Annotated in this window: 3 protein-coding genes, 9 tRNA genes and 6 rRNA genes; all 18 read right to left on the minus strand. The window is 49.7% G+C overall.

Going from position 1 to position 14071, the window contains the following annotated elements; genetic code table 11:
• Window positions 1-540 (minus strand): UvrB/UvrC motif-containing protein, encoded by a 540-nt coding sequence (locus BK581_RS12835; RefSeq protein WP_078578551.1) that lies wholly within the window; start codon window positions 538-540, stop codon window positions 1-3.
• A gap of 21 nt (window positions 541-561) precedes the next feature.
• Window positions 562-1032 carry a CtsR family transcriptional regulator gene (locus BK581_RS12840; protein WP_078578552.1) on the minus strand — a complete coding sequence of 157 codons (471 nt, stop codon included), beginning with the start codon at window positions 1030-1032 and terminating at the stop codon, window positions 562-564.
• A gap of 196 nt (window positions 1033-1228) precedes the next feature.
• Window positions 1229-1933, minus strand: coding sequence for an MgtC/SapB family protein (locus BK581_RS12845; RefSeq protein ID WP_078578553.1), 705 nt, complete (start codon window positions 1931-1933; stop codon window positions 1229-1231).
• Window positions 1934-2374: 441 nt separating this feature from the next.
• Window positions 2375-2491: ribosomal RNA gene (rrf, locus tag BK581_RS12850) — 5S ribosomal RNA — on the minus strand.
• A gap of 82 nt (window positions 2492-2573) precedes the next feature.
• Window positions 2574-5512 (minus strand): 23S ribosomal RNA (locus BK581_RS12855).
• 411 nt (window positions 5513-5923) lie between these two features.
• A 16S ribosomal RNA gene (locus BK581_RS12860) occupies window positions 5924-7490 on the minus strand.
• Window positions 7491-7629: 139 nt separating this feature from the next.
• Window positions 7630-7705, minus strand: a tRNA-Ala gene (locus tag BK581_RS12865).
• Window positions 7706-7715: 10 nt separating this feature from the next.
• Window positions 7716-7792: transfer RNA gene (locus BK581_RS12870), tRNA-Pro, on the minus strand.
• A 14-nt stretch (window positions 7793-7806) separates the two neighbouring features.
• A tRNA-Arg gene (locus BK581_RS12875) sits at window positions 7807-7883 on the minus strand.
• A gap of 6 nt (window positions 7884-7889) precedes the next feature.
• A tRNA-Leu gene (locus BK581_RS12880) sits at window positions 7890-7978 on the minus strand.
• Between the two features lie 33 nt (window positions 7979-8011).
• A tRNA-Gly gene (locus BK581_RS12885) sits at window positions 8012-8086 on the minus strand.
• A gap of 4 nt (window positions 8087-8090) precedes the next feature.
• Window positions 8091-8175: transfer RNA gene (locus tag BK581_RS12890), tRNA-Leu, on the minus strand.
• 9 nt (window positions 8176-8184) lie between these two features.
• A tRNA-Lys gene (locus BK581_RS12895) sits at window positions 8185-8260 on the minus strand.
• A gap of 25 nt (window positions 8261-8285) precedes the next feature.
• Window positions 8286-8361: transfer RNA gene (locus tag BK581_RS12900), tRNA-Thr, on the minus strand.
• Between the two features lie 7 nt (window positions 8362-8368).
• Window positions 8369-8444 (minus strand) — tRNA-Val (locus tag BK581_RS12905).
• Window positions 8445-8453: 9 nt separating this feature from the next.
• Window positions 8454-8570 (minus strand): 5S ribosomal RNA (gene rrf, locus BK581_RS12910).
• Between the two features lie 82 nt (window positions 8571-8652).
• A 23S ribosomal RNA gene (locus BK581_RS12915) occupies window positions 8653-11591 on the minus strand.
• Window positions 11592-12002: 411 nt separating this feature from the next.
• Window positions 12003-13569 (minus strand): 16S ribosomal RNA (locus BK581_RS12920).
• The 16S, 23S and 5S rRNA genes sit together here with 9 tRNA genes alongside, the layout of an rRNA operon.
• Between the last annotated feature and the right edge of the window lie 502 nt (window positions 13570-14071).

The following is a 14071-nucleotide window of genomic DNA, read 5'->3' on the forward strand; positions in this document are numbered from 1 at the left end:
TTATTCACCCCCCTTTTTATGCAGGGTTGTTTCTAGAGAGCGTATCCGATCTCTTGTTTCCGCCGCTTCTTCAAAAGCTTCATTTTCAATCAACTCTTTTAATCGTTCTTTTAATTCTTCTAATTCGCGATGAACATGTAAGTCTTTCCCTTTTCGTTTAGGTATTTTACCTTGGTGACTAGCATTCCCTCCATGAATACGTTTAAAAACAGGGTCTAGCTTTTCATCAAAGCTTTTATAGCACTCCGCACATCCAAACCTTCCTAATTCAGCGAACTTTTGATATGTCATACCGCAATGTGTACATTTTAACTCAGGACGTGGTGTATCAAATGATTGCTTTTTTGTTGAGGAAAATGGTTGATCCGCATCCAGAAGACCTGATAACAACTGGTGAATAGAAAAACTATTAGAACCAGGGATATACTCCCCTTTGTCTTTCGCGCACGTTTCGCAAATATGAAATTCTGTCTTTTCACCATTTATAATCTTTGTGAAATGCAGGCTTGCTGGACGCTGTTGGCATTCTTGACAAAGCATGTTAATCCCTCCCCAATTAAATTAATCATGTTCTTTATACTTTAAAGTAGTGAGCATTGCTTTCAAAATAGTTGCCCGTAATTCATCCCTGAACGGGAGTTGTATATGAAGGACCTCTCTATCTAAAGCACTTTGCATAATATTCGCTTCTCTTTTAGTAATAGCCCCTTCTTCAAATAGCCTCATAACAATATTAGTAGCAGCCGTTTGAGATACACCGTGACCAATCAACTCGATTAATTGGTCAAATAGGGCAAGCTGGTTGGCTGCCTTGACTTTAATTATTCGTATGTAGCCGCCGCCTCCACGCTTACTTTCAACCATATACCCCTTTTCCACAGTGAAACGTGTTCGAATGACATAGTTAATTTGAGAAGGCACACAATCAAATTGCTCTGCTAACTCACTGCGTTTAACTTCGATAACTTCTTGCTTCGTTTTTTCAATTGTATTTTTAAGATAGTGCTCGATAATATCCGATATATTTCTCATCTGGCCCCCTCCTCCACTAAAAGCTTTGATATCAACCTAAGGTTATTCATAAATAATCTATGTAATTCCTTTATCTATTGCACCATTCTGACTTTGACTATATTTGACTTTAATTATATTATAACGTTTTTTATAAATCACGCAACTTATTTGCTCTAATCATTAGTTATAATCGTCATTATTTTACTTTTTCATTCTATTCACATTTAATTGTAATGCGATGTATAAAGTCAAACTGATGTAATTCCTCTGTCATGTTGTTTAAGCTAGCCCCCTCTTTATATTCCACTAAAAACCGATATTCAATCAACGACTTTTCATATTCGCTACTTTTTTTCTTCTCCGATATTATCCCTTTTAATTTTATTTCATGTCCTTCTATTGTTCTCACTAATTCATTTAACTTCACATATTTTCCCTCTGTTAAAATTATAAGTTGATATTTTGGATCTTGTTCTCCTCCAAACCTAAAAGGGGCCTTACCTAAAAGAAATAAACTTAATATGACAAGACACGTTGTTATAATGGCAGGCTCATACATACCAGCGCCTACAGTCAATCCAATTGCCGCCACGACCCAAATAGAAGCAGCTGTCGTTAAGCCTCTCACCGTATAGCCTTGCACTAAAATTGTTCCTGCTCCTAAAAAGCCTATTCCCGAGACCACATAAGAAGCAAGACGAGATGGATCAAATGTAACCACATTTTTATTTTCAATAATATACTCTTCAAAACCGTAAAAGGCGAGGAGCATTATTAAACAAGAACCTACACTTACTAATAAATGTGTTCGAAATCCCGCCGGATGCTGATGAAACTCCCTTTCAACTCCAATTAACCCACCTAAAATAGCGGCGGTTATTAACCTTACTATCATAATAGTTAAATCATTTTCAAACATTTGCTGGTCCCCCTTTTACAATAACGTTCATTCCTGTGAGTCATTATTATTCAACTTAAACTTCATTACCCTTTACCTTTTTAAATAAATCGGATTTAATCTTAATCATAATTTATAAGAACCATCCTCTTTTCTGTTAAGGATCGTACTTAGCGTATCAATGTTATATAAAAAAAGAACATTCTCCTAAAAGAATGTCCTTAGTCGCTCAGCAACGTCCTACTTTCACAGGGGGACGCCTCCACCTTTCTTCGGCGCTCTGCGGGATTGGCTGAACGGCGCATCTCTTCGTCACCTACATTCGTCCAGTGCTCATGCCCATAGGGCACTCCGCGCTTCCCTCTCTTGCTTCCTCGACCTGCTTGTCCTTCCAATCCCTCGTATCAGCGCATCATTCTATACATACAAAAAAGACATCCTCATAAGAGAATGTCTTTAGTCGCTCAGCGACGTCCTACTTTCACAGGGGGAGAGCCCCCAACTATCATCGGCGCTGGAGAGCTTAACTACCGTGTTCGGCATGGGAACGGGTGTGACCTCTCCGCGATTGTCACTGAACATATCAAGGTCTTATCGACCTTTCAAAACTGGATAACGGGACTGATAGGACATCATGTCTTAGAGAAAAGACGACTTGCTTTTGGTTAAGCCCTCGATCGATTAGTATCTCTCAGCTCCACATGTTGCCATGCGTCCACCCGAGACCTATCAACCTCATCTTCTCTGAGGGATCTTACTCACATAAAGTGATGGGAAATCTCATCTTGAGGGGGGCTTCATGCTTAGATGCTTTCAGCACTTATCCCTGCCACACGTAGCTACCCAGCCATGCTCCTGGCGGAACAACTGGTACACCAGCGGTGTGTCCATCCCGGTCCTCTCGTACTAAGGACAGCTCCTCTCAAATTTCCTGCGCCCGCGACGGATAGGGACCGAACTGTCTCACGACGTTCTGAACCCAGCTCGCGTGCCGCTTTAATGGGCGAACAGCCCAACCCTTGGGACCTACTTCAGCCCCAGGATGCGACGAGCCGACATCGAGGTGCCAAACCTCCCCGTCGATGTGGACTCTTGGGGGAGATTAGCCTGTTATCCCCAGGGTAGCTTTTATCCGTTGAGCGACGGCCCTTCCATACGGTGCCGCCGGATCACTAAGCCCGACTTTCGTCCCTGCTCGACTTGTAGGTCTCGCAGTCAAGCTCCCTTATGCCTTTGCACTCTACGAATGATTTCCAACCATTCTGAGGGAACCTTTGGGCGCCTCCGTTACCTTTTAGGAGGCGACCGCCCCAGTCAAACTGCCCACCTGACACTGTCCCTGAACCGGATCACGGTTCGAGGTTAGAATTCCAGTACAGCCAGGGTAGTATCCCACCAATGCCTCCACCGAAGCTGGCGCTCCGGCTTCCAAGGCTCCTACCTATCCTGTACAAGCTGTACCAAAATCCAATATCAAGCTACAGTAAAGCTCCATGGGGTCTTTCCGTCCTGTCGCGGGTAACCTGCATCTTCACAGGTAATATAATTTCACCGGGTCTCTCGTTGAGACAGTGCCCAAATCGTTGCACCTTTCGTGCGGGTCGGAACTTACCCGACAAGGAATTTCGCTACCTTAGGACCGTTATAGTTACGGCCGCCGTTTACTGGGGCTTCAATTCAGAGCTTCTCCCGTAAGGGATAACCCCTCCTCTTAACCTTCCAGCACCGGGCAGGTGTCAGCCCCTATACTTCGCCTTGCGGCTTCGCAGAGACCTGTGTTTTTGATAAACAGTCGTTTGGGCCTGTTCACTGCGGCTCTCGCAGGCTATTCACCCGCAAGAGCACTCCTTCTCCCGAAGTTACGGAGTCATTTTGCCGAGTTCCTTAACGAGAGTTCTCCCGCGCGTCTTAGAATTCTCTTCCCGCCTACCTGTGTCGGTTTGCGGTACGGGCACCAGTTTCCTCGCTAGAGGCTTTTCTTGGCAGTGTAGGATCGGGAACTTCGCTACTTTAGTTCACTCGCGGTCACAGCTCAACCTTACGACAAGCGGATTTGCCTACTTGTCAGTCTCACTGCTTCGACGCACACATCCAACGGTGCGCTTACCCTACCTTCCTGCGTCCCCCCTTCACTCAAATGGAAACGTGGTGGTACAGGAATATCAACCTGTTTGCCATCGCCTACGCCTTTCGGCCTCGGCTTAGGTCCCGACTGACCCTGAGCGGACGAGCCTTCCTCAGGAAACCTTAGGCTTTCGACGGAGGGGATTCTCACCCCTCTTTTCGCTACTCATACCGGCATTCTCACTTCCAAGCGCTCCACATGTCCTTACGATCATGCTTCTACGCCCTTGGAACGCTCCCCTACCACAGCCACCTGACGGTGGCCATCCATAGCTTCGGTGATACGTTTAGCCCCGGTACATTTTCGGCGCAGAGTCACTCGACCAGTGAGCTATTACGCACTCTTTAAATGGTGGCTGCTTCTAAGCCAACATCCTGGTTGTCTAAGCAACTCCACATCCTTTTCCACTTAACGTATACTTGGGGACCTTAGCTGATGGTCTGGGCTGTTTCCCTCTTGACTACGGATCTTAGCACTCGCAGTCTGACTCCCGAGGATAAGTGATTGGCATTCGGAGTTTGACTGAATTCGGTAATCCTGTGGGGACCCCTAGTCCAATCAGTGCTCTACCTCCAACACTCTTCCCTCGAGGCTAGCCCTAAAGCTATTTCGGGGAGAACCAGCTATTTCCGAGTTCGATTGGCATTTCACCCCTACCCACACCTCATCCCCGCACTTTTCAACGTGCGTGGGTTCGGGCCTCCATCCAGTGTTACCTGGACTTCACCCTGGACATGGGTAGATCACCCGGTTTCGGGTCTACAACCACGTACTTTGGCGCCCTATTCAGACTCGCTTTCGCTGCGGCTCCGTCTCTTCAACTTAACCTTGCACGGGATCGTAACTCGCCGGTTCATTCTACAAAAGGCACGCTGTCACCCATTAACGGGCTCCAACTACTTGTAGGCACACGGTTTCAAGATCTATTTCACTCCCCTCCCGGGGTGCTTTTCACCTTTCCCTCACGGTACTGGTTCACTATCGGTCACTAGGAAGTATTTAGCCTTGGGAGATGGTCCTCCCTGCTTCCGACGGGGTTTCACGTGTCCCGCCGTACTCAGGATACACTCCGGAGGAGTGACCGTTTCGGCTACAGGGCTTTTACCTTGTCCCGCGGACCTTTCCAGGTCGCTTCACCTACGATCACTCTTTGTAACTCCGTATGGAGTGTCCTACAACCCCAGAAGGCAAGCCTTCTGGTTTGGGCTGATTCCGTTTCGCTCGCCGCTACTCAGGAAATCGCATTTGCTTTCTCTTCCTCTGGGTACTAAGATGTTTCAGTTCCCCAGGTCTGCCTTCTCACACCCTATGGATTCAGGTGTGGATACCGCCTCATTACAGGCGGTGGGTTCCCCCATTCGGATATCTCCGGATCAACGCTTACTTACAGCTCCCCGAAGCATTTCGGTGTTCGTCCCGTCCTTCATCGGCTCCTAGTGCCAAGGCATTCACCGTGCGCCCTTTCTAGCTTAACCTCTTAAACCGCAGATCATCGACAGAGCGCGTCGTCAGCTGCGTTCGCTCACCATCCTCACGTACCTCAGTACGTTCCGGTGTTGCGCTCACTTGCTTCCTCGATCTCTTTGATGCTCTTTGTTTAAGCACACTTCTGGCTTATCACCAGGTGGCTTAAACCCTTTCCTTTATTAAAAAGGCGGTTTTAGGCGTCTTAATGGCCTTTTTCTAAGACACTCGGTTCTCTCATCGTTTGATTAAATCAAGCGATTGTGAACCGGTGATGTCATTTATCAGTCTTTCGTTATCCAGTTTTCAAAGGTCGATTCTTACCCAACGGGTAAGTTTTTCTATCTGAGAGTTTAACCTCTCAAAACTAAACAAAATAGCCAAAGCAAAGTTTTAATAAGCTGAGCTTAATAGCTCCTTAGAAAGGAGGTGATCCATCCCCACCTTCCGGTAGGGATACCTTGTTACGACTTCACCCCAATCATCTGTCCCACCTTCGGCGGCTGGCTCCAAAAGGTTACCGCACCGACTTCGGGTGTTACAAACTCTCGTGGTGTGACGGGCGGTGTGTACAAGGCCCGGGAACGTATTCACCGCGGCATGCTGATCCGCGATTACTAGCAATTCCGGCTTCATGCAGGCGAGTTGCAGCCTGCAATCCGAACTGAGAATGGCTTTATGGGATTCGCTTAACCTCGCGGTCTCGCTGCCCTTTGTACCATCCATTGTAGCACGTGTGTAGCCCAGGTCATAAGGGGCATGATGATTTGACGTCATCCCCACCTTCCTCCGGTTTATCACCGGCAGTCACCTTAGAGTGCCCAACTGAATGCTGGCAACTAAGATCAAGGGTTGCGCTCGTTGCGGGACTTAACCCAACATCTCACGACACGAGCTGACGACAACCATGCACCACCTGTCACTCTGTCCCCCGAAGGGGAACGCTCTGTCTCCAGAGGTGTCAGAGGATGTCAAGACCTGGTAAGGTTCTTCGCGTTGCTTCGAATTAAACCACATGCTCCACTGCTTGTGCGGGCCCCCGTCAATTCCTTTGAGTTTCAGCCTTGCGGCCGTACTCCCCAGGCGGAGTGCTTAATGTGTTAACTTCGGCACTAAGGGTATCGAAACCCCTAACACCTAGCACTCATCGTTTACGGCGTGGACTACCAGGGTATCTAATCCTGTTTGCTCCCCACGCTTTCGCGCCTCAGCGTCAGTTGTAGGCCAGAAAGTCGCCTTCGCCACTGGTGTTCCTCCACATATCTACGCATTTCACCGCTACACGTGGAATTCCACTTTCCTCTCCTACACTCAAGTCCCCCAGTTTCCAATGACCCTCCACGGTTGAGCCGTGGGCTTTCACATCAGACTTAAGAGACCGCCTGCGCGCGCTTTACGCCCAATAATTCCGGACAACGCTTGCCCCCTACGTATTACCGCGGCTGCTGGCACGTAGTTAGCCGGGGCTTTCTCGTGAGGTACCGTCAAGGTGCCGACCTATTCGAACGGCACTTGTTCTTCCCTCATAACAGAACTTTACGATCCGAAAACCTTCATCGTTCACGCGGCGTTGCACCGTCAGGCTTTCGCCCATTGCGGATGATTCCCTACTGCTGCCTCCCGTAGGAGTCTGGACCGTGTCTCAGTTCCAGTGTGGCCGATCACCCTCTCAGGTCGGCTACGCATCGTCGCCTTGGTAAGCCATTACCTTACCAACTAGCTAATGCGCCGCGGGCCCATCTTGCAGTGTGAGGATAAATCCCCACTTTTACATTCGGATCATGCGATCCAAATGATCATCCGGTATTAGCCCCGGTTTCCCGGAGTTATCCCAGTCTACAAGGTAGGTTGCCCACGTGTTACTCACCCGTCCGCCGCTCATTCCACCGGCTTCACCCCGAAGGGATCCGCCGGCTTCCTGCGCTCGACTTGCATGTATTAGGCACGCCGCCAGCGTTCGTCCTGAGCCAGGATCAAACTCTCCGATAGAGTTCGATGTCTCTGACATCATGTCCAAACTTTCGTCTGGCGTTGTTGAATGTTTCCACTCAACGCTTTGTTTCTTTGACGGGATATTTTCATATCCCACTTTGCTTGGCTTTTTGTTTAGTTTTCAAAGGTCAAAATATGGTGGAGCCTAGCGGGATCGAACCGCTGACCTCCTGCGTGCAAAGCAGGCGCTCTCCCAGCTGAGCTAAGGCCCCTTATAAATTCTGGTCGGGAAGACAGGATTTGAACCTGCGACCCCTTGGTCCCAAACCAAGTGCTCTGCCAAGCTGAGCTACTTCCCGATCAATTAAAATTATGGCGCGCCCGAGAGGAGTCGAACCCCTAACCTTCTGATCCGTAGTCAGACACTCTATCCAATTGAGCTACGGGCGCAAATTATGGTGCCGAGGGCCGGACTTGAACCGGCACGGTAATCACTTACCGCAGGATTTTAAGTCCTGTGTGTCTGCCAATTCCACCACCCCGGCAGGACTTCTAACTATTTCATTTTATAATATATCTGGAGCGGAAGACGAGATTCGAACTCGCGACCCCCACCTTGGCAAGGTGATGTTCTACCACTGAACTACTCCCGCAATATGGTGCGGGTGAAGGGAGTCGAACCCCCACGCCCGAAGGCACTAGATCCTAAGTCTAGCGTGTCTGCCAGTTCCACCACACCCGCAAAAAAAAATGGTGAGCCATGGAGGATTCGAACCTCCGACCCTCTGATTAAAAGTCAGATGCTCTACCAACTGAGCTAATGGCTCATATTTCAATTTAAAAAATTATAAATGGTGCTGGCCAGAGGACTTGAACCCCCAACCTACTGATTACAAGTCAGTTGCTCTACCAATTGAGCTAGGCCAGCATGAAAATGGTGGAGGATGACGGGCTCGAACCGCCGACCCTCTGCTTGTAAGGCAGATGCTCTCCCAACTGAGCTAATCCTCCAAATATAATGCTCAGCGACGTCCTACTTTCACAGGGGGAGAGCCCCCAACTATCATCGGCGCTGGAGAGCTTAACTACCGTGTTCGGCATGGGAACGGGTGTGACCTCTCCGCGATTGTCACTGAACATATCAAGGTCTTATCGACCTTTCAAAACTGGATAACGGGACTGATAGGACATCATGTCTTAGAGAAAAGACGACTTGCTTTTGGTTAAGCCCTCGATCGATTAGTATCTCTCAGCTCCACATGTTGCCATGCGTCCACCCGAGACCTATCAACCTCATCTTCTCTGAGGGATCTTACTCACATAAAGTGATGGGAAATCTCATCTTGAGGGGGGCTTCATGCTTAGATGCTTTCAGCACTTATCCCTGCCACACGTAGCTACCCAGCCATGCTCCTGGCGGAACAACTGGTACACCAGCGGTGTGTCCATCCCGGTCCTCTCGTACTAAGGACAGCTCCTCTCAAATTTCCTGCGCCCGCGACGGATAGGGACCGAACTGTCTCACGACGTTCTGAACCCAGCTCGCGTGCCGCTTTAATGGGCGAACAGCCCAACCCTTGGGACCTACTTCAGCCCCAGGATGCGACGAGCCGACATCGAGGTGCCAAACCTCCCCGTCGATGTGGACTCTTGGGGGAGATTAGCCTGTTATCCCCAGGGTAGCTTTTATCCGTTGAGCGACGGCCCTTCCATACGGTGCCGCCGGATCACTAAGCCCGACTTTCGTCCCTGCTCGACTTGTAGGTCTCGCAGTCAAGCTCCCTTATGCCTTTGCACTCTACGAATGATTTCCAACCATTCTGAGGGAACCTTTGGGCGCCTCCGTTACCTTTTAGGAGGCGACCGCCCCAGTCAAACTGCCCACCTGACACTGTCCCTGAACCGGATCACGGTTCGAGGTTAGAATTCCAGTACAGCCAGGGTAGTATCCCACCAATGCCTCCACCGAAGCTGGCGCTCCGGCTTCCAAGGCTCCTACCTATCCTGTACAAGCTGTACCAAAATCCAATATCAAGCTACAGTAAAGCTCCATGGGGTCTTTCCGTCCTGTCGCGGGTAACCTGCATCTTCACAGGTAATATAATTTCACCGGGTCTCTCGTTGAGACAGTGCCCAAATCGTTGCACCTTTCGTGCGGGTCGGAACTTACCCGACAAGGAATTTCGCTACCTTAGGACCGTTATAGTTACGGCCGCCGTTTACTGGGGCTTCAATTCAGAGCTTCTCCCGTAAGGGATAACCCCTCCTCTTAACCTTCCAGCACCGGGCAGGTGTCAGCCCCTATACTTCGCCTTGCGGCTTCGCAGAGACCTGTGTTTTTGATAAACAGTCGTTTGGGCCTGTTCACTGCGGCTCTCGCAGGCTATTCACCCGCAAGAGCACTCCTTCTCCCGAAGTTACGGAGTCATTTTGCCGAGTTCCTTAACGAGAGTTCTCCCGCGCGTCTTAGAATTCTCTTCCCGCCTACCTGTGTCGGTTTGCGGTACGGGCACCAGTTTCCTCGCTAGAGGCTTTTCTTGGCAGTGTAGGATCGGGAACTTCGCTACTTTAGTTCACTCGCGGTCACAGCTCAACCTTACGACAAGCGGATTTGCCTACTTGTCAGTCTCACTGCTTCGACGCACACATCCAACGGTGCGCTTACCCTACCTTCCTGCGTCCCCCCTTCACTCAAATGGAAACGTGGTGGTACAGGAATATCAACCTGTTTGCCATCGCCTACGCCTTTCGGCCTCGGCTTAGGTCCCGACTGACCCTGAGCGGACGAGCCTTCCTCAGGAAACCTTAGGCTTTCGACGGAGGGGATTCTCACCCCTCTTTTCGCTACTCATACCGGCATTCTCACTTCCAAGCGCTCCACATGTCCTTACGATCATGCTTCTACGCCCTTGGAACGCTCCCCTACCACAGCCACCTGACGGTGGCCATCCATAGCTTCGGTGATACGTTTAGCCCCGGTACATTTTCGGCGCAGAGTCACTCGACCAGTGAGCTATTACGCACTCTTTAAATGGTGGCTGCTTCTAAGCCAACATCCTGGTTGTCTAAGCAACTCCACATCCTTTTCCACTTAACGTATACTTGGGGACCTTAGCTGATGGTCTGGGCTGTTTCCCTCTTGACTACGGATCTTAGCACTCGCAGTCTGACTCCCGAGGATAAGTGATTGGCATTCGGAGTTTGACTGAATTCGGTAATCCTGTGGGGACCCCTAGTCCAATCAGTGCTCTACCTCCAACACTCTTCCCTCGAGGCTAGCCCTAAAGCTATTTCGGGGAGAACCAGCTATTTCCGAGTTCGATTGGCATTTCACCCCTACCCACACCTCATCCCCGCACTTTTCAACGTGCGTGGGTTCGGGCCTCCATCCAGTGTTACCTGGACTTCACCCTGGACATGGGTAGATCACCCGGTTTCGGGTCTACAACCACGTACTTTGGCGCCCTATTCAGACTCGCTTTCGCTGCGGCTCCGTCTCTTCAACTTAACCTTGCACGGGATCGTAACTCGCCGGTTCATTCTACAAAAGGCACGCTGTCACCCATTAACGGGCTCCAACTACTTGTAGGCACACGGTTTCAAGATCTATTTCACTCCCCTCCCGGGGTGCTTTTCACCTTTCCCTCACGGTACTGGTTCACTATCGGTCACTAGGAAGTATTTAGCCTTGGGAGATGGTCCTCCCTGCTTCCGACGGGGTTTCACGTGTCCCGCCGTACTCAGGATACACTCCGGAGGAGTGACCGTTTCGGCTACAGGGCTTTTACCTTGTCCCGCGGACCTTTCCAGGTCGCTTCACCTACGATCACTCTTTGTAACTCCGTATGGAGTGTCCTACAACCCCAGAAGGCAAGCCTTCTGGTTTGGGCTGATTCCGTTTCGCTCGCCGCTACTCAGGAAATCGCATTTGCTTTCTCTTCCTCTGGGTACTAAGATGTTTCAGTTCCCCAGGTCTGCCTTCTCACACCCTATGGATTCAGGTGTGGATACCGCCTCATTACAGGCGGTGGGTTCCCCCATTCGGATATCTCCGGATCAACGCTTACTTACAGCTCCCCGAAGCATTTCGGTGTTCGTCCCGTCCTTCATCGGCTCCTAGTGCCAAGGCATTCACCGTGCGCCCTTTCTAGCTTAACCTCTTAAACCGCAGATCATCGACAGAGCGCGTCGTCAGCTGCGTTCGCTCACCATCCTCACGTACCTCAGTACGTTCCGGTGTTGCGCTCACTTGCTTCCTCGATCTCTTTGATGCTCTTTGTTTAAGCACACTTCTGGCTTATCACCAGGTGGCTTAAACCCTTTCCTTTATTAAAAAGGCGGTTTTAGGCGTCTTAATGGCCTTTTTCTAAGACACTCGGTTCTCTCATCGTTTGATTAAATCAAGCGATTGTGAACCGGTGATGTCATTTATCAGTCTTTCGTTATCCAGTTTTCAAAGGTCGATTCTTACCCAACGGGTAAGTTTTTCTATCTGAGAGTTTAACCTCTCAAAACTAAACAAAATAGCCAAAGCAAAGTTTTAATAAGCTGAGCTTAATAGCTCCTTAGAAAGGAGGTGATCCATCCCCACCTTCCGGTAGGGATACCTTGTTACGACTTCACCCCAATCATCTGTCCCACCTTCGGCGGCTGGCTCCAAAAGGTTACCGCACCGACTTCGGGTGTTACAAACTCTCGTGGTGTGACGGGCGGTGTGTACAAGGCCCGGGAACGTATTCACCGCGGCATGCTGATCCGCGATTACTAGCAATTCCGGCTTCATGCAGGCGAGTTGCAGCCTGCAATCCGAACTGAGAATGGCTTTATGGGATTCGCTTAACCTCGCGGTCTCGCTGCCCTTTGTACCATCCATTGTAGCACGTGTGTAGCCCAGGTCATAAGGGGCATGATGATTTGACGTCATCCCCACCTTCCTCCGGTTTATCACCGGCAGTCACCTTAGAGTGCCCAACTGAATGCTGGCAACTAAGATCAAGGGTTGCGCTCGTTGCGGGACTTAACCCAACATCTCACGACACGAGCTGACGACAACCATGCACCACCTGTCACTCTGTCCCCCGAAGGGGAACGCTCTGTCTCCAGAGGTGTCAGAGGATGTCAAGACCTGGTAAGGTTCTTCGCGTTGCTTCGAATTAAACCACATGCTCCACTGCTTGTGCGGGCCCCCGTCAATTCCTTTGAGTTTCAGCCTTGCGGCCGTACTCCCCAGGCGGAGTGCTTAATGTGTTAACTTCGGCACTAAGGGTATCGAAACCCCTAACACCTAGCACTCATCGTTTACGGCGTGGACTACCAGGGTATCTAATCCTGTTTGCTCCCCACGCTTTCGCGCCTCAGCGTCAGTTGTAGGCCAGAAAGTCGCCTTCGCCACTGGTGTTCCTCCACATATCTACGCATTTCACCGCTACACGTGGAATTCCACTTTCCTCTCCTACACTCAAGTCCCCCAGTTTCCAATGACCCTCCACGGTTGAGCCGTGGGCTTTCACATCAGACTTAAGAGACCGCCTGCGCGCGCTTTACGCCCAATAATTCCGGACAACGCTTGCCCCCTACGTATTACCGCGGCTGCTGGCACGTAGTTAGCCGGGGCTTTCTCGTGAGGTACCGTCAAGGTGCCGACCTATTCGAACGGCACTTGTTCTTCCCTCATAACAGAACTTTACGATCCGAAAACCTTCATCGTTCACGCGGCGTTGCACCGTCAGGCTTTCGCCCATTGCGGATGATTCCCTACTGCTGCCTCCCGTAGGAGTCTGGACCGTGTCTCAGTTCCAGTGTGGCCGATCACCCTCTCAGGTCGGCTACGCATCGTCGCCTTGGTAAGCCATTACCTTACCAACTAGCTAATGCGCCGCGGGCCCATCTTGCAGTGTGAGGATAAATCCCCACTTTTACATTCGGATCATGCGATCCAAATGATCATCCGGTATTAGCCCCGGTTTCCCGGAGTTATCCCAGTCTACAAGGTAGGTTGCCCACGTGTTACTCACCCGTCCGCCGCTCATTCCACCGGCTTCACCCCGAAGGGATCCGCCGGCTTCCTGCGCTCGACTTGCATGTATTAGGCACGCCGCCAGCGTTCGTCCTGAGCCAGGATCAAACTCTCCGATAGAGTTCGATGTCTCTGACATCATGTCCAAACTTTCGTCTGGCGTTGTTGAATGTTTCCACTCAACGCTTTGTTTCTTTGACGGGATATTTTCATATCCCACTTTGCTTGGCTTTTTGTTTAGTTTTCAAAGGTCAAAATCATACAAACATTAGAGAGTAAAAATTACCTCTCTGTTTTTACAATCGCTGTTTTTGGCGACTCAATTAATATAACATCTTTAACCTTAACAGTCAACAACTTTTTCAAAAAGTGTTTTTGCAAGTTTGTCGCCTTGGCTTGCAGCGACGAATAATAATATACCATGTTTTAAAAACTAAATGCAACATTTTTTTAAAAAAAATTTAACTTTCTACTTCCCTGCATTGATGCTATCATTTTTCAACACTTTTTCCTATTCCCATAAACAACTAAACATACACTACCTCTTCAAGAGAGTTCCCCTAGGTTACTTCCTCAAATACACCTTTTAAAAATTCCCGCCAATTGAGACTGCTTTCAAATT

The organism is Salipaludibacillus agaradhaerens (assembly GCF_002019735.1).
GTDB lineage: Bacteria > Bacillota > Bacilli > Bacillales > Salisediminibacteriaceae > Salipaludibacillus > Salipaludibacillus agaradhaerens.

Bases quoted from the DNA above. Each gene is read 5' to 3' on its own strand.
- BK581_RS12835 (WP_078578551.1), bottom strand. From the start codon at position 540: ATGCTTTGTCAAGAATGCCAACAGCGTCCAGCAAGCCTGCATTTCACA.
- BK581_RS12840 (WP_078578552.1), bottom strand. From the start codon at position 1,032: ATGAGAAATATATCGGATATTATCGAGCACTATCTTAAAAATACAATT.
- BK581_RS12845 (WP_078578553.1), bottom strand. From the start codon at position 1,933: ATGTTTGAAAATGATTTAACTATTATGATAGTAAGGTTAATAACCGCC.